The sequence below is a fragment of the Campylobacter sp. CFSAN093259 genome (assembly GCF_012889985.1).
Classification (GTDB): Bacteria; Campylobacterota; Campylobacteria; order Campylobacterales; family Campylobacteraceae; genus Campylobacter_D; species Campylobacter_D jejuni.
In genome coordinates this window covers 920,008-941,964 of the sequence record NZ_CP040617.1, presented here as the reverse complement: position 1 = coordinate 941,964, position 21,957 = coordinate 920,008, and the positions used below count along the sequence as shown (strand labels likewise).

General features: G+C 30.7%; 20 protein-coding genes. 18 read left to right on the top strand and 2 right to left on the bottom strand.

The window, feature by feature from the left end:
• Positions 1-81 precede the first annotated feature (81 nt).
• The 14 genes from rpmH to FBF20_RS04925 all read left to right on the top strand — a co-directional run bounded on the left by rpmH (position 82) and on the right by FBF20_RS04925 (position 14,066).
• Positions 82-216, top strand: a complete 135-nt coding sequence (rpmH, locus tag FBF20_RS04990) for a 50S ribosomal protein L34 (RefSeq protein WP_002776864.1) — start codon at positions 82-84, stop codon at positions 214-216.
• Complete coding sequence (rnpA, locus tag FBF20_RS04985; protein WP_002853349.1) at positions 213-539, top strand: ribonuclease P protein component; 327 nt, start codon at positions 213-215, stop codon at positions 537-539. Before rpmH ends, rnpA begins: the two co-directional genes overlap by 4 nt.
• Positions 536-877: a membrane protein insertion efficiency factor YidD gene (gene yidD, locus FBF20_RS04980; protein ID WP_002890569.1), complete on the top strand. Its 342-nt coding sequence runs from the start codon at positions 536-538 to the stop codon at positions 875-877. Before rnpA ends, yidD begins: the two co-directional genes overlap by 4 nt.
• Positions 874-2,460 (top strand): membrane protein insertase YidC, encoded by a 1,587-nt coding sequence (gene yidC / locus FBF20_RS04975; RefSeq protein WP_002853384.1) that lies wholly within the window; start codon positions 874-876, stop codon positions 2,458-2,460. The genes yidD and yidC overlap by 4 nt, the downstream gene beginning before the upstream one ends.
• Before the next feature lie 3 nt (positions 2,461-2,463).
• A complete protein-coding gene (locus FBF20_RS04970) occupies positions 2,464-3,282 on the top strand; it encodes a Jag N-terminal domain-containing protein (RefSeq protein ID WP_002853389.1) in 819 nt (272 codons plus the stop codon).
• Complete coding sequence (gene mnmE, locus FBF20_RS04965; RefSeq protein ID WP_002853397.1) at positions 3,275-4,603, top strand: tRNA uridine-5-carboxymethylaminomethyl(34) synthesis GTPase MnmE; 1,329 nt, start codon at positions 3,275-3,277, stop codon at positions 4,601-4,603. The genes FBF20_RS04970 and mnmE overlap by 8 nt, the downstream gene beginning before the upstream one ends.
• Before the next feature lie 10 nt (positions 4,604-4,613).
• Positions 4,614-6,800, top strand: a complete 2,187-nt coding sequence (purL, locus tag FBF20_RS04960) for a phosphoribosylformylglycinamidine synthase subunit PurL (protein ID WP_002853351.1) — start codon at positions 4,614-4,616, stop codon at positions 6,798-6,800.
• Complete coding sequence (locus tag FBF20_RS04955; RefSeq protein ID WP_002853334.1) at positions 6,797-7,567, top strand: DnaJ family molecular chaperone; 771 nt, start codon at positions 6,797-6,799, stop codon at positions 7,565-7,567. The genes purL and FBF20_RS04955 overlap by 4 nt, the downstream gene beginning before the upstream one ends.
• Positions 7,568-7,569: 2 nt before the next feature.
• Positions 7,570-9,102 carry a bifunctional phosphoribosylaminoimidazolecarboxamide formyltransferase/IMP cyclohydrolase gene (gene purH, locus FBF20_RS04950; RefSeq protein WP_002890568.1) on the top strand — a complete coding sequence of 511 codons (1,533 nt, stop codon included), beginning with the start codon at positions 7,570-7,572 and terminating at the stop codon, positions 9,100-9,102.
• A gap of 98 nt (positions 9,103-9,200) precedes the next feature.
• Complete coding sequence (locus FBF20_RS04945; RefSeq protein WP_002904532.1) at positions 9,201-10,793, top strand: methyl-accepting chemotaxis protein; 1,593 nt, start codon at positions 9,201-9,203, stop codon at positions 10,791-10,793.
• Positions 10,794-10,802: 9 nt separating this feature from the next.
• Positions 10,803-11,237 carry an META domain-containing protein gene (locus FBF20_RS04940; RefSeq protein WP_002890566.1) on the top strand — a complete coding sequence of 145 codons (435 nt, stop codon included), beginning with the start codon at positions 10,803-10,805 and terminating at the stop codon, positions 11,235-11,237.
• A 98-nt stretch (positions 11,238-11,335) separates the two neighbouring features.
• Entirely contained in the window at positions 11,336-12,313 is a 978-nt protein-coding gene (locus tag FBF20_RS04935; protein WP_002855829.1) for an agamatine deiminase, read from the top strand.
• Complete coding sequence (locus tag FBF20_RS04930) at positions 12,310-13,197, top strand: cation diffusion facilitator family transporter (protein ID WP_002853697.1); 888 nt, start codon at positions 12,310-12,312, stop codon at positions 13,195-13,197. The genes FBF20_RS04935 and FBF20_RS04930 overlap by 4 nt, the downstream gene beginning before the upstream one ends.
• The gene (locus FBF20_RS04925) at positions 13,194-14,066 is read left to right on the top strand and encodes an N-carbamoylputrescine amidohydrolase (RefSeq protein ID WP_002890565.1); all 873 of its coding nucleotides are present in this window, start codon (positions 13,194-13,196) and stop codon (positions 14,064-14,066) included. The genes FBF20_RS04930 and FBF20_RS04925 overlap by 4 nt, the downstream gene beginning before the upstream one ends.
• Before the next feature lie 11 nt (positions 14,067-14,077).
• Here FBF20_RS04925 and FBF20_RS04920 read toward each other — a convergent pair whose 3' ends face one another.
• Positions 14,078-15,424 (bottom strand): SH3 domain-containing C40 family peptidase, encoded by a 1,347-nt coding sequence (locus FBF20_RS04920; protein ID WP_002853331.1) that lies wholly within the window; start codon positions 15,422-15,424, stop codon positions 14,078-14,080.
• Positions 15,425-15,472: 48 nt separating this feature from the next.
• On the opposite strand from FBF20_RS04920, the gene pif1 reads away from it, so the two are divergent.
• Positions 15,473-16,816 carry an ATP-dependent DNA helicase Pif1 gene (pif1, locus tag FBF20_RS04915; protein ID WP_002853306.1) on the top strand — a complete coding sequence of 448 codons (1,344 nt, stop codon included), beginning with the start codon at positions 15,473-15,475 and terminating at the stop codon, positions 16,814-16,816.
• A gap of 9 nt (positions 16,817-16,825) precedes the next feature.
• Entirely contained in the window at positions 16,826-17,560 is a 735-nt protein-coding gene (locus FBF20_RS04910; RefSeq protein WP_002853278.1) for a hypothetical protein, read from the top strand.
• Here the strand turns inward: FBF20_RS04910 and lolA are convergent.
• Positions 17,557-18,066: a LolA-like outer membrane lipoprotein chaperone gene (gene lolA, locus FBF20_RS04905; protein ID WP_002853302.1), complete on the bottom strand. Its 510-nt coding sequence runs from the start codon at positions 18,064-18,066 to the stop codon at positions 17,557-17,559. The genes FBF20_RS04910 and lolA overlap by 4 nt on opposite strands.
• Positions 18,067-18,165: 99 nt before the next feature.
• Between lolA and secA the strand changes: the two genes are divergently transcribed.
• Positions 18,166-20,754 (top strand): preprotein translocase subunit SecA, encoded by a 2,589-nt coding sequence (gene secA, locus FBF20_RS04900; protein ID WP_002858134.1) that lies wholly within the window; start codon positions 18,166-18,168, stop codon positions 20,752-20,754.
• Positions 20,751-21,956: an ABC transporter permease gene (locus FBF20_RS04895; protein ID WP_002853329.1), complete on the top strand. Its 1,206-nt coding sequence runs from the start codon at positions 20,751-20,753 to the stop codon at positions 21,954-21,956. The genes secA and FBF20_RS04895 overlap by 4 nt, the downstream gene beginning before the upstream one ends.
• Position 21,957 lies beyond the last annotated feature (1 nt).

Sequence of the window (21,957 nt, the reverse complement as noted above, 5' to 3'; positions counted from 1 at the left end):
TTACTCTTAATCAAAAGCAATTTATAAGTAAGATTAAGATAAAATACAAGTTTATTTTATAATTTTTTAAGGAAAAATCAAATGAAAAGAACTTATCAGCCGCATGGTACTCCAAGAAAACGCACTCATGGTTTCCGTGTTCGTATGAAAACTAAAAATGGTCGCAAAGTGATCAATGCAAGACGCGCTAAAGGTAGAAAAAGACTTGCTGTGTGAAAAATTTTGATAAATTTAGCACAAACGAGGAATTTTCATCTGTATATAAAGTAGGCAAAAAATGGCATTGCGAAGGTGTGATCATTTTTTATCTGAATAGTTATGAAAAAAAAATAGCAGTTGTTGCTAGTAAAAAAGTTGGAAAAGCAGTGGTTAGAAATCGTTCAAAACGAATTTTAAGAGCTTTGTTTGCTAAGTTTGAAAGATATCTTCAAGATGGCAAATATATTTTTGTAGCTAAAAATGAAATCACTGAACTTTCTTTTTCTAGGTTAGAAAAAAATCTAAAATGGGGATTGAAAAAACTAGAATGTTTCAAATGATATGCCTAAAAATACTCCGTTTTTATCAGAAATTCTTAAGCCCTTTAAAACCCGCTGTTTGTAGGTATTATCCTAGTTGTTCTGAGTATGCGCTTTGGCAGTTTCAAAAAAAGAATTTTTTTCTAGCTTTTTTTTCTACTTTTTTTAGAATTTTAAGATGCAACCCTTTTTTTAAAGGGGGTTTTGATTATCCTAGAGTTTCTAAAAATTTTTATCCTATAAATTTATGTTTTAAGCCTATATTTTTAGCAGAAAAACAACTTTGTTTTTTATATATACCTTATAAAAATAAAAGTTTTTATCTTATAAAAATCATCTTTAAAAGGACAAATCAGTGAATAATTCAAATAATATTTTTCAGCAAAAGCGTATACTTTTAGCTGTTGTGATTTCTTTTTTATTTTTTGTTATTTATGATTATTTTTTCATTCCAAAGCAACCTTTAAAAATAGAACAAAACATTACACAAAAAAATCAACAAAACACAAGCATAAATAACACTCCTAATATACAAAATGCCACCACAAATACTCCAAGTGCGGCTTTAGTTTCGCAAGATAGTGTGATATCTAAGGTTCAAAGCAAGCATTTTGAAGCACAAATTGACTCTTTTGGTAGAATTTCTGCTTTTTATTTAAAAGATAGAAAATACCAAAATGAGAAAGGAGAATTTATAAATCTTGTTAGCAAGGAAAATAGTCCTTATCCTTTAGAAATGCGTTTTAGTGATCCAAGTATTAACTCAGAGGCTTTTAAAATTCCTTATGTTGCTAACGCTAGCAATCTTTTTGTTGATGAAAATGGAAGTCAAGTTTTAAAACTCACTCAAAATCTTTCTGGATTGAAAATCGAAAAAGATATTACTTTTTATCCAAAAGGAAATTATGAGATAGAAGTTAAACTCAGCAAGAATGCAAATTATTTTATAAGTCCAGGATATCGTCCAAATATTGCCGTAGATAGTTATACAGTTCATGGTGCTTTGGTAATGGATAATAAAGAAACCATCGAAACTTATAAAGATGGAGATGTAGAAAAGGATGAAAGTGCTAATAATGTCGTAATGACTTCGGCTTTTGATAGATACTATGCAACTTTCTTTTATAATTTTGATAAACCTTTAAATGTGGCAATCAGCAAGGATGCTAATCAAAACCCTATAGTTTTTGCTTATAGTGATAATGAATTTAAAGCAGGGGGCTATATAGGCTCTAAAGAACATGTGATTTTAAGAAGTATAGATCCACGCCTTGAAGCAGTTGTTGAATATGGTTGGTTTACTTTTATTGCTAAGCCTATGTTTGAGTTTTTGAATTTCTTGCATCAGTATATAGGAAATTGGGGTTGGGCTATCGTTGTGATGACTTTAATTGTGCGTATTATTTTATTCCCGCTAACTTATAAGTCTATGATTTCTATGAATAAACTTAAAGATCTTGCTCCTAAAATGAAAGATATTAGAGAGCGTTATAAAGGCGATCCACAAAAAATGAATATGCACATGATGGAGCTTTATAAAAAACATGGTGCAAATCCTATGAGTGGTTGTTTGCCTATACTTTTACAAATTCCTATTTTCTTTGCTATTTATCGCGTTTTGCTTAATGCTATTGAGCTAAAAGCAGCTCCTTGGGCGTTTTGGATACATGATTTATCGGTAATGGATCCTTATTTTATTTTGCCTATTTTAATGGGTGCAACGATGTTTTTACAACAGCTTATTACACCTATGACTATACAAGATCCTATGCAAGCTAAGATTATGAAATTTTTACCAGTGATTTTTACTTTTTTCTTTATCACTTTCCCAGCAGGACTTACGCTTTATTGGTTTGTAAATAACCTTTGTTCTTTGGTTCAACAATGGGTTATCAATAAAATATTTGCTAAAGAACATCACAAAAAAACAAGCGGAGCATGAAAAATGAAAATCGAAGCCATTGATCTTCAAAGTGCCTTAACAGAAGCTTCAAGAAGTTTAGAATGTTCTGTGATGGACTTAGAATATGAGATTATTCAGCATCCAAGAAAAGGTTTTTTTGGATTTGGAAGAAAAAAGGCAATTATAGAGGCTAAAGCAAAAAAAAGGATTTTGAAAAAAAATCCTAAAAAAGAATTTACAAGTTCAAAAAATCACAAACCAGAAACACATGAGCCAAAACAAGAAAACAAGATTGAAATAAAAAATGAAAAAAATAAAAGTCAAAAAGAAAAATACACAGTAAAAAGTGATGAAATTTTTGATAGTTTTCATCGAGAAAGCAAAGGAGTGCGTAATACTCAGGATATTTTAGATGAGATTCGTATTCAGCTTGTAAAACTTTTAGAAAGCTCCCAGTTTAAAATAGAGCTTAGTGAACTTAGAATGTATGATGAAGATTGTGTTTTGATTCGATTGGATGGGGAAGATGCTGCTTTGATGATAGGCAAAGAAGCACATCGTTACAAGGCTATTTCTTATCTTTTGCATAATTGGATCAATTTAAAATATAATCTTTTAGTGCGCCTTGAGATCGCTCAATTTTTAGAAAATCAAATTCAAGGTATGCAGCTTTATTTACAAAGCGTGATTGAAAAAATTAAAATTCATGGACGCGGACAAACCAAACCTTTAGATGGGGTTTTGATAAAAATCGCTTTAGAGCAGTTAAGAGCTGAATTTCCAGATAAGTATGTAGGAATTAAGCAAAATAATGATCAAAGATTTGTTGTAATAAACGACTTTTTCAAAAAAGATGAGTGATACTATAGCGGCTATTGCCACAGCTCATGGTGTGGGTTCGATTTCTATTGTAAGATTAAGCGGTGAAAGGGCTTTAGAATTTGCCTTAAAGCTTAGCCACAAAACCAAACTTACCCCGCGCCATGCTACTTTTACAAAACTTTTTAATCAAAATAATGAAATTATCGATGAAGCTATAATGATATATTTTAAAGCCCCTTATAGTTTTACAGGGGAAGATATAGTAGAGTTTCAAACTCATGGAGGATTTAGTGTGAGTGAAGTTTTACTCGAAGAACTTGTGAGTTTAGGAGCAAGACTTGCTTTAGCAGGGGAATTTAGCAAAAGAGCGTGTTTAAATGGCAAAATGACTCCTTTAAAAGCTTTAAATATACAAGATCTCATACTTTCAAAATCTGCACTTGCAGCTAAAATTATAGCACGCAACATGCAAGGAAACTTAGGAGAACTTTTAGAAAAAATTCGCACAGATTTGGTTAAAACCTTGGCTTTTGTAGAAACTAGCATTGATTATGCTGATGATGATTTACCTTCTGATTTATTAGAGCAAATTTCTACTATGTGTGAAGAAAATTCTAAAATTTTAAAAGAAATTTATACGCTTTCTCAAAGCAAAAAAGGACTCATAGAAGGTTTTAAAATCGCTATTGTAGGTAAGCCAAATGTAGGCAAATCTTCGCTTTTAAATGCCTTGCTTTCTTATGAAAGAGCTATTGTTTCAGATATAGCAGGCACCACTCGTGATACTATAGAAGAGAACTTTAAATTAGGAACGCATTTATTACGCATTATAGATACAGCGGGTATTAGGGAAAGTAAAGATGTTATAGAACAAATCGGCGTAGCTTTAAGTAAAAAAAGTTTAGAAGATGCAGATATTATTTTGGCAGTCTTTGATGCTTCAAGAGTGCAAGATAAAGAAGATGAGAAAATTTTTGACTTATTAGCAAATACTGATAAAAAAATCTTTTGGATTTTAAATAAAAGTGATTTAGAAAATGTTTTCAAAAATACTCAAAATAAAAATTTTATCAAGCTTAGTGCTCAAAAAGACATTACTTTGTTAAAAGAAGAATTGCAAAATTATCTTAATTCTTTTGATAGCGAAGGTATTATGGTAAGTTCTTTAGATCTTATTAATGCTTGTAAAATTTCAAGTGAAGCGATTTTTAGAGCTAAGGGGCTTTTAGAGGAAAGTTCTTTAGAGTTTTTTGCTTTTGAGCTTAATTTAGCTATTAATGAACTTGCAAGATTTACCAAAGATTTTCAAAGAGATGAAATTTTAGACGAAATGTTTGGTAATTTTTGTTTAGGAAAATGAAAGGATAGAAATGGATAAAGAAACCATAAAAGCACATAAAATCAGCGATGAAGAATATGCACAAATTTTAGAAATTTTAGGACGTGAGCCAAATTTATTAGAACTTGGGGTTATTTCTGCGATGTGGAGTGAGCATTGCTCTTATAAATCCAGTAAAAAATATCTTAATGGTTTTCCAACTAAAGCACCTTGGGTGATTCAAGGTCCAGGTGAAAACGCAGGGGTTATTGATATCGGGCAAGGTATGGCAGCGGTTTTTAAAGTGGAAAGTCACAATCACCCTAGTTTTATCGAACCTTTTGCAGGTGCGGCTACAGGAGTAGGGGGAATTTTGCGTGATGTTTTTACTATGGGTGCAAGAGTGGTTGCGGGGCTAAATTCTTTAAAATTTGGCGATATTCATGATGAAAAATGCGGCAAACATCAAAAATACCTTGTTAAAGGCGTGGTAAATGGAATTTCTCATTATGGAAATTGCATGGGTGTGCCAACTATAGGCGGAGAATGTGCTTTTGATGAGTGTTTTAATGGAAATATCTTAGTTAATGCCTTTGCTTTAGGGGTTTGTAAAAGTGAAGATATCTTTTATGCTAAGGCTGAAGGTGTAGGAAATCCTGTGATTTATGTGGGTTCAAAAACAGGGCGTGATGGACTTGGTGGAGCGGTTATGGCAAGTGATAGCTTCAATGAAGAAAGCAAATCTTTGCGTCCTACAGTGCAAATTGGCGATCCTTTCAGTGAAAAACTTCTTATGGAGGCTTGTTTAGAGCTTTTTAAAACCGATTATATTGTGGGTATTCAAGATATGGGTGCTGCAGGGCTTACTTCAAGTTCTTTTGAAATGGCAGGAAGAAGTGGCAGTGGCATGAAACTTTACTTAGATAAAACTCCTATGCGTGAAAGCGGTATGACTCCTTATGAGTTAATGCTTAGCGAATCTCAAGAAAGAATGCTTATTTGTGCGAAAAAAGGCTATGAAGATAAGGTTATAGAGATTTTCAAAAAATGGGATTTAGATGCTGTGGTTATGGGTGAAGTTACCAATACAGGAAAAATGGAGCTTTTTTGGCATGATGAGCTTGTAGGACTTATTCCTATCGAGCCTTTAAGTGAAAAAGCGCCGATTTTAAGTCGCCCTACAAGTGAACCAAAATATTTAAGTGAAATTAAAAATTATAAATTTGAGTTAAAATCAAGCGTTCAAGAGCTTTTTATACAAATGCTTCAAAATGAAAATATTAATAATAAAGCTTTTATTTATGATCAATTTGATTCAAGTGTGCAAACCAATACCATAAAAGCTGATGGAAGATTAGGTGCTAGTGTTATTCGTATCAAAGAAAATGGTGCAAGTGTGGCTATGGCTATAGAATGTAATTCACGCTTAAATTATGTAAATCCTAAAATAGGAGCAGCTTTAGCAGTAGCTTCTGCAGGAAGAAAAGTTGCTTGTACGGGGGCTAAACCTTTGGCAATAAGCGATTGTTTAAATTATGGAAATCCGCAAAATCCTGAAGTGATGTGGCAATTCGCACAAGGTTGCGAAGGTATTAAAGAAGCTTGTAAAGAGTTAAATACCCCAGTAGTAAGCGGCAATGTTTCGCTTTATAATGAAACTGAAGGCGTAAGTATTTATCCAAGTCCTACTATAGTAAGTGTAGGGGTTTTAGAAGATGCAAATAAAACCCTAAAAGCTAGTTTTGAAAAAGAAAATTTAAGCGTTTATCTTTTGGGTGAAAGTTTAGGAGAATTTAGTGGATCTATGGTAATGAAAATCCAAGATAAAAAAGTATCAGGAAGTCTTAAAGAGCTTGATTATAAAGCTGAACTTGCACTTTGGGATTTGCTTTATAAAGCCAATCAAAATTCTTTACTTGAGTGTGCCAATAGCGTAGGAATAGGGGGTATTGCTATGACTTTGGCAAAAATGTTTGCTATTTCTAGTGTGGGTGCAAATTTAACAAGTGATTTTGATGATGAAAAAATGATTTTTGATGAGAGTGCAAGTCGTGCTATAATAGGGCTTAGTAAAGAAAATGAAGAAGCTTTTTTAAATTTAGCTAAAGAATTTGGAGTAAAAGCTTATAAATTAGGTGTGAGTACAAGCCAAAAACATTTTAAACTTGATAGCATTGAGTTAAGCAAGGCTGAACTTGATAAGCTTTATTTTGAAAGTTTTAAAGAGCAAATCCAATGACTTTAGTTTTAATTATACTCGTTGTTTTGGTGTTTTACTGGTATTATAAAACTTGGGGAAAACAGGATTTTTTAAACTCAGCTACAAGAGGAGCCAAAGGCTTTGCTAAGGGTTTTGCTCGTGGGGTTATGGAAGAAAGAATGGATGAGTTTAAAAGGCGTATGAATTACTATGTTATCGCACTTTTGGCAAAAATTGCAAAAAGCGATGGCAGGGTAAGTGAAAATGAAGCTGAAATGATCAAAGATCTTTTAGATGCAAATGCCAAAGATGAAAAAGAAAGAGCTTTTTTAAAAGCAAGTTTTAACGAACATAAAGAAAATTTAAGCGATGCTTTTTATGTGGCAAAAGATTTTTTAAAAGAAGTGCCTTTGCCTAAAAATGAGCGTTTTAATGTCTTGCGTGTGCTTGTTTTTATGGCTTTAATCGATGCAGATTTTAATGCTAAAAAGCGTGAAATTTTAGAGCAAATCGCTAAAGCCTTTGATATAGCAAAAAGCGAACTAGACGCTTTTATAGCAAGTCTTTCAAATTTAAAAAGTACTAAAAAAGAATTAAGTCTTGATGAAGCTTTTGCTATTTTAGAACTTCCAAATAATGCGGATTTAAATGCGGTAAAAAAACAATACCGCAATTTGGCAAAAAAATACCATCCTGATATTTTAAATGCAAACAATGTTAGCGAAGAAGAGCTTAAAATCGGCGTAGAGAAATTTCAAAAAATCAACGAAGCTTATGAAAAAGTTAAAAAACATTTAGAAAGGTAAAAATGAGAGCATTACTTAGTGTGAGTGATAAAGAAGGCATAGTAGAATTTGGCAAAGAGCTTGAAAATTTAGGTTTTGAGATTCTTTCAACTGGGGGGACTTTTAAGCTTTTAAAAGAAAATGGAATAAAAGTTATAGAAGTGAGTGATTTTACAAAGAGTCCTGAGCTTTTTGAAGGGCGTGTGAAGACTTTGCACCCTAAGATTCACGGTGGGATTTTGCATAAAAGAAGCGATGAAAATCATATCAAACAAGCAAAAGAAAATGAAATTTTAGGCATTGATCTAGTTTGTGTAAATTTATATCCTTTTAAAAAAACTACCATTATGAGCGATGATTTTGATGAAATTATAGAAAATATCGACATAGGCGGACCTGCGATGATAAGAAGTGCAGCAAAGAACTATAAAGATGTGATGGTGCTTTGCGATCCACTTGATTATGAAAAAGTGATTGAGACTTTAAAAAAAGGTCAAAATGATGAGAATTTTCGTTTAAATTTGATGATAAAAGCTTATGAGCATACAGCAAATTACGATGCTTATATTGCAAATTATATGAATGAACGCTTTAACGGAGGTTTTGGAGCGAGTAAATTTATAGTAGGACAAAAAGTATTTGATACAAAATATGGAGAAAATCCACATCAAAAAGGGGCTTTATACGAGTTTGATGCCTTTTTTAGCGCAAATTTCAAAGCCCTTAAAGGCGAAGCAAGTTTTAACAATCTAACCGATATTAACGCAGCTTTAAATTTAGCTAGTAGTTTCGATAAAGCTCCAGCTATTGCTATAGTAAAACATGGAAATCCTTGCGGTTTTGCTATAAAAGAAAATTTAGTACAAAGCTATATACATGCTTTAAAATGCGATAGCGTCAGTGCTTATGGAGGAGTGGTTGCAATCAATGGAACTCTTGATGAGGCTTTAGCAAATAAAATCAATGAAATTTATGTAGAAGTAATCATTGCAGCCAATGTAGATGAAAAAGCTTTAGCCGTGTTTGAAGGTAAAAAACGCATTAAAATTTTCACTCAAGAAAGTCCGTTTTTAATCCGCAGTTTTGATAAATATGATTTTAAACATATTGATGGGGGTTTTGTGTATCAAAACAGTGATGAAGTGGGCGAAGATGAGCTTAAAAATGCAAAGCTTATGAGTCAAAGAGAGGCAAGTAAGGAAGAATTAAAAGATCTTGAAATCGCTATGAAAATAGCAGCGTTTACCAAATCAAACAATGTTGTTTATGTAAAAAATGGCGCTATGGTGGCTATAGGTATGGGTATGACAAGTAGAATCGATGCAGCAAAGGCAGCAATCGCTAAAGCTAAAGAAATGGGACTTGATTTGCAAGGTTGCGTTTTAGCAAGTGAAGCCTTTTTTCCTTTTAGAGATAGCATAGATGAAGCAAGTAAAGTAGGGGTTAAAGCTATGGTAGAACCAGGCGGAAGTATAAGAGATGATGAAGTGGTAAAGGCGGCTGATGAGTATGGTATGGCGCTTTATTTTACAGGAGTAAGACATTTCTTACATTAAGTTTAATGGAATGTTATGTTTTTTACACATAATTCAATAAAAATTAAATAAATTATGTGTAAAATATTTCCGAAAAATTTTATTTTTAGGAAACTATGATGTTTAAAACTATAGGATTTAAGGTTTCTGCTGCAATTTTTGTGGTGTTGCTTATAAGTTTTATTGTAATGCAAGTGATTTTAAATTTGGATTTTAAAAATACTGCCAATAAAATGAGCAGGGCAAATTTAGATACCGTAAGTACTTCTGTTTTTCAAACAATGAGAATGGCTATGAATTTAGGAGATCCTGAAAAAATTAAAGAAGCCATTGAAGATGCAAAAAGTATAGAGGGTATTAGTGATATTAAAATTTATCCTTCAAAAGATACTATAGATCTTTTTGAGATGAAAGCCCCTCAAATTTCAAATGATAAGCGTATTATAGAACAATTTTCAAATCCTAAAATTCAAGCTTTAGAAGAAAATGTAAATGGTGTTGTGCATTTAAGATTGATACGCCCTTTGATTGCAGATGAAAGTTGTGTTGCTTGTCATGCAAATGCTAATATAGGGAGTGTGATTGGGGTTATGGATATATCACATTCTTTAGAAGGTGTTCAAAAAGATATAAGCAAAACCAGTCAATCTTATATTGTAATATTTACTATTGCTTTGATTTTTACCCTTTGTGTGGTTCTTTTAATGCTTAAAGTTGTTGTTGGAAAGCCTGTTTTAGAGCTTTTAAATCATGCTAAAGAATTAGCTCAAGGAAGTGGCAATTTAAAAGCTCGTATTTCAGTTAAAGGTCAAGATGAAATTGCTTTAGCTTGTGGATATATCAATCAATTTATCGAAAAAACTCATAAGGCAGTTAGCGGTGCAAGTCATAATTCAAAAAATGTAGAAAAACAAAGCAATCTTTTAAATTCAAATGCTATTTCTTTAAGTGATATCAGTTCACAAAGTCATAAGCAAATAGATCAAAGTTTTAAACTTGGTGCAAATGTTGGCAATGAACTTGGAGAACTTGCTAGTTTGTCAAATAAAGCAAATAGTGCCAATGAAAAATCCTTTTTATTATTAGAACAAATGCTTAAATCTTTGTTTAATGTTGCTAATAAAGTATCAACAGTATCTCAAAATGAAAATGAATTGGCTAAAAAAGTTGAAAACATGGTCAATCAAGCAGGTAATATACAAAAAGCAACTCAAATGATGGATGAGATCGCAGATAAAACCAATTTACTATCCCTAAATGCTGGCATAGAAGCAGCTAGGGCTGGTGCATTTGGACGAGGTTTTTCTGTAATTGCTGAGGATGTTAGGCAGTTGGCTCAGAACAGTGAAGAATTTTTGGGAAATGTAGCTCAAATTACAAAAGAGCTTTTGCAAAGTATTAATGAGGTTAGCGCAGAATTAAAGAAAAATGCTCAAAGTGTACAAGCTTTAAATGATGACACCGCTTTATTGGTTGATGATGCTAATGAGGTTAAATTATGCAACGAAGATGCTAGGGCTTTGGTAACTCAATGTACTGAAAAAATAAAAATTTCCCAAGAGAATATACAAAATTTACTTTCTCGTATGCAAGAAAATGTTGAAGTAAGTGAAAAGAATGAAGAAATTTCTAAAATTCTGCTTCAAGTTGCAGATGAGTTAAAAATAGTGTGTCATAATCTTGAAAGCGAACTTAACCAATTTCAAATTTAAAGGAATAAAATGAAAAAAATGCTTCAAATTGCTTTAGCTGCAACTTTTTTTGCGGGTTGTGCTAGTACTTCTCTTACTTCATCTACTTCTAAAGGTAATAATGAACTTGTGCAAAATCAGCTTTTCAAAATAGAAAAAATTATAGTAAATGGCAAAACTTTTGTTCCAAAAAACGCAGAGGAAAGTCCAAATATCAGTTTTGAAAATAATAAATTTTATGGTTATTCAGGATGCAATCGTTTTTTTGGTTCTTATCAAACTAAGGCGGATACTTTACAAATCGAAGGTGATCGCGTAGCTTCAACTCAAATGCTTTGTCACCCAATGGATGTAATGGATTTTGAAAATTCTTTCCTTTCAAATTTCAAAGGAACTTTTAAAATTTCAAATGAAAATGGAAAACTTGTTTTAAGCAATGATGAAATGAAAATCTTTTTTAAATAATGCCCTAAAGCCTCGAAATATCGAGGCAATCTTCTTAAATTTGACAAAAGTCTAAAAAATGATACAATTATAATTTTATTATCAAAAAAGGTAGTTAAATGATAAAATCAATTCCTGAATGGAGTGAGCAAGAATACCTCATGCTTTCTTTACCCCATGAAAAAAGCGATTGGAATCCCTACTTAGAGGAAATTTTGCAAAGTTATAAAGAATTTGTAAAAGTGGTAAGTGAATTTCAAAAAGTTTTACTTATAGCTCCTAAACAGAGTGATTTTGAAAATTTTAAAGATATAAAAAATGTAGAGTTTTTTAAATGTGATACCAATGATACTTGGATACGCGATTTTGGAGCTATAGATATAGTAGAAAATGGTCGTTTAAAAGCTCTTGATTTTACTTTTAATGCTTGGGGAAATAAATTTCAAAGCGAGCTTGATAATGCTGTAAATTCTAAGCTTTTTAAAGAAAAATTTAAAGAGGAGCTTAAAAAGGTTGATTTTATTTTAGAAGGAGGAAGTATTGACTTTAATGGAGAGGGTGTGATGCTTACAAGCTCTCATTGTCTTTTAAATGAAAATAGAAATTCTCATCTAAACAAAACTCAAATTGATACAAAATTAAAAGAAATTTTTGGTTTAAAGCAAATTATTTGGCTAGAAAATGGTTTCATAAAAGGTGATGATACGGATCATCATATCGATACCTTAGCAAGATTTATAGATAAAAATACCATAGCGCATTGTATTTGTGAAGATGAAGAGGATGAGCATTATTTGCCTTTGCAAAAAATGAAAGAAGAGCTTAAAAAAACAGGCTTTGATTTATTAGAACTTCCTATACCTAAGCCTTTATACTATGAAGAAAGAAGATTAGGAGCGACTTATGCGAATTTTGTTTTTATAAATAATGCTTTAATTGTGCCTTTTTACAAGGATAAAAATGATGAAATCATAGCTAAAAGACTTTCTAAAGCTTTACCTAATCATAAAATTATAGGAGTAGATGCAAGAGTGTTTTTACGACAAAACGGTTCTTTGCATTGTTCTTGTCAAAATCGTTTCAAAGGTTTAAGATGAGTTTGCAAAAAAAAGCAACTCTTGTAGCAAGTTTATGTGCTATTGTTTTAGCCTTGGTTAAATTTATAGTAGGCTTAACAAGTGGTTCTGTTGCAGTACTTTCAAGTGCGATTGATTCTTTAATGGATTTTGCTATTTCTGCTTTTAATTTTTTGGCTCTTAAAAAAAGCTCACAAAAGGCGAATGAAAATTATAATTTTGGTTTTTCTAAAATTGAAGCTTTAATGGGTTTGTTAGAAGGTGTTTTTATAGTTGGCGTGGGGATTTTTATTTTTTATGAGAGTATTTTAAAGATTTATTATAAAGAAGAAATTAAAGATTTAAATTCAAGCATCTATGTGATGATTTTTGCTTTAATTATGACTTTTTTTCTTGTACTTTTTTTAAATTATGTAGCTAAAAAAACCAAAAGTTTGATTATAGAAAGTGATGCTTTGCATTACAAAACAGATTGCTTAACCAATGCTTGTACTTTAGGGGCTTTGGTTTTGATTTATTTTACAAATTTACATATTATTGATGCTATTTTTGGGATAGTGATCAGTCTTTATACGGCATTTTCTGCTTTTAAAATCATTAAAAAAGCTTTAGCTTTTTTAATGGATGAGGCTTTACCTAAGGAACAAGTGGATAAAATTTGTACTTTGATTTCTAATAATCCTGAAATAATTTCCTATCATGAATTAAAGACGCGTAAAACTCCAAGTTGTAATTATTTAAGCGTGCATTTGGTTTTTTGCCCTATAATTTCGCTTTTAAATGCGCATAAAATTTCAGATGAAATAGAAGAAGGTGTGCGTAAGATGTTTGAAAATGAAAAATGGGATATACAAATTCATTTAGATCCTTATGATGATGCAGAACAAGAAAGGCAAAGACAATGAAAATCGCTTTAATACAACAAAAATTTCATTTAAATAAAGAACAAACTATAAAAAAAACTTGCGAATTTATAGAAGAAGCCTCTAAACAAGGAGCTGAGCTTGTTTGCTTAGGAGAACTTCATCAAAGTGAGTATTTTTGTCAAAGTGAAAATGTGGATTTTTTTGACTATGCTAATGATTATGAAAAAGATGTGAAATTTTGGGCAAATATAGCTAGAAAAAATCAAATAGTGCTTATTGCTTCATTGTTTGAAAAACGAAGTGCCGGACTTTATCATAATACTGCAGTGGTTTTTGAAAAAGATGGTTCTATAGCAGGCAAATATCGCAAAATGCACATACCCGATGATCCTTGTTTTTATGAAAAATTTTATTTTACTCCTGGAGATTTGGGTTTTGAACCTATAAATACAAGTTTAGGTAAGCTTGGAGTGCTTATTTGTTGGGATCAGTGGTATCCTGAAGCAGCAAGAATTATGGCTTTAAAAGGAGCTGAGATTCTTATTTATCCCACGGCAATTGGTTGGTTTGATAAGGATAAAGATGAAGAAAAACAAAGACAGCTCAATGCTTGGCTTGGCGTACAAAAAGGACATGCTATAGCTAATGGTTTATATGTAGTAGCTATCAATAGAGTAGGTTTTGAAAAAGATGTAAGCAGGGTAGAAGAGGGCATTAGATTTTGGGGAAATTCTTTTGTTTTTGGCCCTCAAGGTGAAGAACTTTGTCTTTTAGATTCTCAAAACGAATGTGTAAAAATCATAGAAATAGATAAAAAAAGAAGTGAAAATGTGCGTCGTTGGTGGCCTTTTTTGCGAGATAGACGCATAGAATATTTTACAGATTTAACTAAAAGATTTATTGATTAAATCAATAAATCTTATTTGTTTTGTATATTTTCAAGATAGCTTTTTATTTGCTCTTTTTCTTGTTCGTTTAAATTTATAAAACTTATTTCTTTAAGTCTTGATAAAAGCAAATTATCTTCTAAAATTTCATTTTTTCCTATTTCTAAAGAAGTGATGACGCTAGAACTTATGAGAAGTCTTTGGGTTGCATCTTTTCTTAAGCCCCATATATTATGTATGGCAATATTATTATCTGTAATTTGCCCTGCATAAAGCATAATATGTCCAGGTAAATAAAGTAAACTAAGATAAGCTTTCCCAAAGCGGTTTAAAAAATCTTTTTTTTGAGAATTACTAAGAGTGCTTATATCAAAATGATTAAAAGAATTTTTTTGTGCAGCTGAATTTCTTGGTAGATAAAGTCCAAAAGCTGAAAAGATATCACGAGTTAGTAAAGAACAATCTCTTTCAAAATTATAACCGCCCCAGCCATAAGGCAAATTTAAAACTTGTGAAAGTTGATTTTTTAAATTTTTATCATTGAATTGTAAAGGAAATTTAGATACATCTTTTTTAGAAATTTTATATTTTTTAGAACCTATTTTTCCATAAAAATAGTTTTTATCTTCTTTGTAGTAAGGATAGATAGCACCAATTCTACTTTCAAATAAAAATTTACCATCCTCGCTATAGATAGCAAATTTTTCTTTTAGTGGTGTGATAAAGTTGAGATTTTCATAGATTTTCGCTCTATCGTTTGAGAAAAATTCCAAATTTTTACTTTCAACAAATCCAAATCCAGCTTCACCTAAAACAAAAGCATAACGCTTATCTTTACTAAAATGTGAAATTAAGACAGGGGCTCCAGTATTTAAAATGCCATCGCTTGCATAGTCAAAAGGAATTCCTTCATTTTCAAAAAAAGGATTTTTTAAGATAGCTCTTTGGGTTGGAAGATTTTTAATGATTGTATTTTGGATAATTAAAGCTTTTTGATTAAGTTTACCGAATTCTTGGATATTTGCGTTATTTATAGCGTTTTTAAACCATGAAAGTGGAATAATTTGTTTATTGAAAAAATAATAAGTATTTTTTGAATTTAAATATAAAGGAAAGGACCAAAAAATATTTTGTCCTTTGTAATTTTTAAATGAATCATGCCAAGGGTTAAAGAAATATTTTTTATATCGTTTTGCATCAAAATTAATATCGTAAGCAAATTGTGGCAAAATGTTTACATTTTGTTCGTATTCAAGTTTTACATAATGTTGATTTTCATTTTTTTGTTCTAAATTTTCACGATGAAGTGAAGTTAAATTTTTTGTTGAACAAGCTGTTAAAAATAGCACTATAAAAGTAAAATATAAACAAGATTTCATAATCAACCTTTTAGAAAAAATAGTTATAATTAAAGCCAAGGAAATATAATGTTTGATAAACTAGAAAAAATTTTAGCTTATGATAATGTTTTTTTAAGTGGTGGTGCTGGAGTTGGTAAAAGCTTTTTGACAAATGAGCTTATCAAATCTTATAGAAAACAAAAAAAATTAGCCATAGCTCTTGGTTCTAGTGCTCTATCGGCGTTTAATATAGGCGGTGTTACTTTACACAGCTTTTTTTGTTTAGGGTATTGTGATGATATGATGAAATTAAGTGTATTGGATCGCAATCAAAAACAAAAAGAAAAATTAACAAAACTTAAAGAGCTTTTAAAAACGATTGAGCTTATTATTATCGATGAAATTTCCATGGTTAGTGCAAATGTTTTTGAAATGATAGGCTTTAGACTTAAAAATTCTCAATTTAATGGAAAAATTTTAGTTGTTGGAGATTTTTTTCAACTGCCTCCAGTAATTAAAGAAAAAAAAGAAACTTTATTTAACCATTCTTATTATGCTTTTTCTTCATTTTTTTGGCAAGATTTAAATTTTAAGAATATTAAACTTTCTCAACCTAAAAGAACGCAAAATATGGAATTTTATAACCATTTATCTTTGATTAGACAAGGTTTTTTAGATGAAAAAATTTTAAGCTTTTTTGAATCTTTGCGAATTGATTATAAAGAATTAGAAAATTTAGAAGATGATTATACTTTACTTTGTGGTATCAATAAAAAAGTAAACAATATCAATCAAGAAAAATTAAGCAAACTTGAGACCCCGCTTGTATGCTTTAAGGCTCAGGTTAAAAAAGAAGATAAGAGAATAAAAGATGAAGAGCTTGATTCTTGGATTAGAAGCTTAAATATATTGGAAGAATTAAATATTAAAATAGGCGCTCGTATTATTTTTTGCGTAAATAATTGGGATAAGAATTATTATAATGGAGAGCAAGGCATTATAGAAGATATTCTTTATGAAGAGGAGAAAATTTATATTAGCATTATTAAAAATAATGGGATGAAAATTTTACTTGAACCTTATACTTTTTTCATGGAAGAACTTGAGCAATCAGGTAAAGATTTTGTTGTTAATATTCTCGCAAGTGTTACACAGTTTCCTATTAAATTAGCTTATGCTATTACTATACACAAATCACAAGGTATGAGTATTGAAAAATTAGTGTGTGATATTGATCATATTTTTGAAAATGGACAGCTTTATGTCGCTCTTTCTCGCGCTACAAACCCAAATACTTTAAAAATTTATTCTACAAAAAAGATAAATTTTGGATTTTATTTTGCTAATATTTTAAAAATAGATTCTAATGTGATTGAATTTTATAAAAAACATAATTTTTTAGATCTCGAAATACAAGAACAAATCATTTAAAGGCATTAAATGAAAAAAATATTTTTAAGTGTTTTTTTGGTTTTGAGTTTAAATGCTCAAAATCTTGAAATAGATAAAATAAGAACAGATTTGTATTCTAAAAGTGGAGCAAATGTTCTTAAAAAAGTTGAAATTTCTTTGGAATTTGATGGGAATAATTTAAAAGAAAATGAAAATAAGTTAATTGATGCTGTAAATACAGTAATTTCAGGGTTTTTTTATGAAGATATTTTTACAGAAATTGGAAAAAATAATTTTAAAAAAACTTTAGAAAAATTTTTAGATAAGAAATATAAGATTAAACTAGATGATATATATATCATATCTTTAAGTGGAGTGGAAAAATTTGATTTAGAGGAGTTTAAACGCTTTTTAGAAAGTACTGAGGCTAAAGAGAAGGGTATGGGTAGCGAGGTAAAAAAAGCACTTGAAAACTTAGAAGTTCCTAAAACTCAAGTTCCTAGTGTTGAAAAGATCCCAACTCCTAGTGTTCCAAATTTAGAAGTCAAGCAAGTTGAACAGCTTTTCAAAGATCCAGATGAAGAAAATAAAAATGACAATGGAGAAATCAATATAGATAATTTAAATACACCTAAAATGACTCCAGATATAGAAGAAAAAATTAAAAGAGATTTAATCGCCAATCCTCCACAAATATTCAAAGAAAATAACGCAAGCAAGCCTTATCATTTGCCACAAACAGGCTATGATATAAAGCTTGATGAGAATTCAACGCAAAATTAGCGAACTATATCATAATTTTGCGGAATTTTTGCCTTAAAAACATCGGAATTAATTTTTGGATTTTTAATTTGATTGTTTAGATTGATTATAACATCATTTTCAAATTCATCTTTATAGGATATGCTTTGAATTTGCTCTTGATTGAGTTTAATTGTATAATTTATATTATCATATTTTGCTACAAGTTTATCTTTGTCTATAAGACTTGCTTTTTTGAAAATTTCATTAAGATTTGGAATGTTATCAAGATGAGAGAAAATGACTTGTTCTAGATCGTGCTCTACTATGGTTACTTGATTTTTGTTGATATAAATCTCTTTTTTACTAGGAGTATCATAACTCCAATATGCTTGATCTTTACTCAGTATAAAATGCCCAGAATAAGAAAGTGTAGAGTTTTTGGATTTCACTATTTGGGTAAAATTGCTTGAAAAGGTATTAAAATTAAGATCAAGGGCAAAAAGTTGTCCTATAAAAATAAAAAATATCAAGAATGTTTTTTTCATTTATTTTCCTTAAAAAAATATATTTTTTATGTCATTCTAGCTAATTTTAATTAAATAATCGTTATAATGATAGCTTGAAAAATTTATAAAGGTTTAGAAATGTTTTTAAATGCTTTAAAAGCCGTGTTTGGCACAAAAAATGATCGTGAAGTTAAGAAATATTTCAAGCGTGTAGCACAAATCAATGCTTTAGAAGGCAACTATCAAAATTTAAGCGATGATGAATTAAAAGCTGAATTTGCAAAATTTAAAGAGCAAATTTTAAGCGGAGAAAAAAACGAAAATGATGTTTTAAATGATGTTTTTGCTATAGTCAGAGAGACAGGTAAGAGAACTTTAAATATGCGTCATTTTGATGTGCAGTTAATCGGTGGTATGGTTTTGCACGATGGAAAAATCGCAGAAATGAAAACAGGAGAAGGTAAAACTCTTGTAGCGACCTTACCTGTTGTTTTAAATGCCATGAGTGGCAAAGGCGTACATGTCGTTACAGTAAATGATTATCTAGCCAAAAGAGATGCTGAGCAAATGAGTGCGATTTATAATTTTTTAGGTTTTAGTGTTGGCGTGGTGCTTTCTTCTCAAAATAGTGATATAGAACACAAGCAAGCTTATGATTGTGATATTACTTATGGAACCAATAATGAGTTTGGTTTTGATTATTTGCGTGATAATATGAAATTTTCAAAAGCTGAAAAAGTTCAAAGAGAGCATAATTTTGTTATCGTAGATGAAGTAGATAGTATTTTAATTGATGAGGCAAGAACTCCGCTTATCATCAGTGGTCCTACAAATCGTACTTTAGATGGTTATATTAAAGCCAATGAAGTAGCTAAACAAATGCAAAAAGGTGAAGCAGTTTTACCCCCTGCAAAACCTGAGGGTGATTTTGTAGTAGATGAGAAAAATCGTAATATTTTAATTACAGAAGCAGGTATTGCTAAGGCTGAAAAACTTTTTGGCGTAGAAAATTTATACAGTCTTGATAATGCTATCTTAGCTCATCAGCTTGATCAAGCCTTAAAAGCACATAATCTTTTTGAAAAAGATGTGCATTATGTTTTAAGAAATAATGAAGTTATCATTGTTGATGAATTTACAGGGCGTTTAAGCGAAGGACGTCGTTTTAGCGAAGGATTGCATCAAGCTTTAGAAGCTAAAGAAAATGTAAAAATTCAAGAAGAAAGCCAAACTCTAGCAGATATTACTTTTCAAAATTATTTTAGAATGTACAATAAACTTGCAGGTATGACAGGAACTGCACAAACAGAAGCGACTGAATTTTCTCAAATTTATAGTTTAGATGTTATTTCTATACCGACAAATATTCCTATTAAAAGACAAGATAAAGATGATCTTATCTATAAAACTCAAAATGAAAAATTCAAAGCTGTAATTGAAGAGATTAAAAAAGCCAATGCTAAAGGTCAGCCTGTACTTGTAGGAACCGCAAGTATAGAGCGCAGTGAAGTTTTTCACAATATGCTTGTAAAAGAGAAAATCCCTCATCATGTTTTAAATGCTAAAAATCACGAGCAAGAAGCTTTGATTATCCAAGATGCAGGTAAAAAAGGTGCTGTAACTATCGCTACAAATATGGCAGGTCGTGGTGTGGATATAAAAATCGATGATGAGATTAGGGCTTTGGGTGGGCTTTATATCATCGGTACAGAAAGACATGAAAGCCGCCGTATTGATAATCAACTTCGTGGTCGTGCAGGAAGGCAGGGTGATCCTGGAATAAGTCGTTTTTATCTAAGTTTAGAAGATAATCTTTTAAGAATTTTTGGTGGGGATCGTATTAAAAGTATTATGGATCGCTTGGGCATAGAAGAGGGCGAAAGCATAGAATCAAGAATCGTTACAAGAGCGGTTGAAAATGCGCAAAAAAAAGTTGAAAGCTTGCATTTTGAAAGCAGAAAGCATTTGTTAGAATACGATGATGTAGCAAATGAACAAAGAAAAACTATTTATCGTTATCGTAATGAGCTTTTAGATGAAAACTATGATATTAGAGCTAAAATTTCTCAAAATATCGCTGAATATAGCGCAAATGTAATGAATGATTATATGCTTGACGAAAGCGGTTCTAATGTAAATTTTGAAAATTTGAAAGCAAAAATTTTGTATGAATGTTCAACTCAGATTAGTGAAAAAGATTTTGAGAATTTAAGCGTCATTGAAATGCAAGACAAGCTAAGTCAAATTCTTGAAAATTCTTATAATGAAAAGATGTTAAGACTTGAGATTAAAGAATTGCGTAATATAGAGCGTATTTTATATTTGCAAGTTTTGGATAATGCTTGGAGAGAGCATTTGTATCAAATGGATATTTTAAAAACAGGAATAGGACTTCGTGGATACAATCAAAAAGATCCTCTTGTGGAATATAAGAAAGAAAGTTATAATCTTTTCTTGGAGTTGGTCAATCGTATTAAATTTGATAGTATTAAACTACTTTTTAGCGTGCAATTTAATCAAGAAGAGGCGCAAAATTTAGAAAATAAAGCCAATGAAGAAAATGAAAAGCTACTTCAAAGCTCAGTAGAAATGGGCGCAAGCGAAGATAATCTTGGCGAAGCTGAATTTAAAAAAGTTCCACGCAATGCTCCTTGTCCTTGCGGAAGTGGAAAAAAATTTAAAGAATGCCATGGAAAAAGTGGTCCTAAGCAAGGAATTTTAGCTTGAATAAAAGCGTTTTAAAATATTTACTTTTTAAGTATTTAAGATTTGATAAAGAGCAACCCTTTATCAATCTTTCTATGCTTTTGGCCTTTTTAGGAGTTTGTGTAGGACTTTGCGTTTTGCTTGTAGCTATGGCAATTATGAATGGTTTTGATAAAGAATTTGAAAAACGCTTTTTTGTGATGAATTATCCTATTACTATTTTGCCTAAATTCTACGCTCCTGTAAATGATGAATTTATAGATGAGTTAAGAAAAACATTTCCAAATTTGTTATTTAGCCCTTATTTAAGCACTCAAGTTGTTGTAAAGGGAGATAATCGTTTTGAAGGTGGTGTGCTTTTTGGCGTTAATTTTAATGATGAAAAAAAAATAAACGAAGTGGTTGCTAAAGCTTTAAAGGATGAGAATTTAAGTGGTTTTGATATACTTGTAGGATCAGCACTTACTGATGAATTTGGTTTGCATAAAAATGACAAACTTTCACTTATTTTTTCAAATCTTAATCCTAGTGGATTTTCTTTAGTACCGCAAACTAAACGTTTTGATGTTAAAGCGCGTTTTACTTCAGGGCTTGCATTTTATGATAAAGCTTATATGTACACAGATGTTGATGCATTGAAAAAAGTACTTGGAATACCTAAAAATCCAAATTATGATGGAATTCATGTATATAGCGATAATGCTTTTAAGGATGTTGAAAAAATTAAATCTTATTTAAAAGATGATTATGCTGTGGTGGGTTGGTGGGAGCAAAATAAAAATTTTTTTTCAGCCTTAGAACTTGAAAAAAGAGCGCTTTTTATAGTGTTGATGCTTATTATTTTGGTTGCAAGTTTAAATATAGTAAGTTCTTTATTGATGATAGTAATGAATCGTCGCAGTGAAATAGCACTTTTACTTGCTCTAGGTGCAAGCAAAAATGAGGTAAAAAAGAGTTTTTTTGCCTTAGGTATGCTTATTGGTGGTGGTGGTATGATAGTGGGTGTGGTACTTGCATTTTTTGCTTTATGGCTTTTGGGAAATTTTGATATTGTAACTTTACCTGTTGATGTTTATGGAACCAGTAAATTACCACTTGATTTGTCTTTAATGGATTTTTCTTTAACCATTGTGGGTGCTTTAATAATCATAGCTTTATCATCTTTTTATCCTGCAAAAAAAGCAACTCAAATTAATATTTTAGATACTTTAAGAAATGAATAAA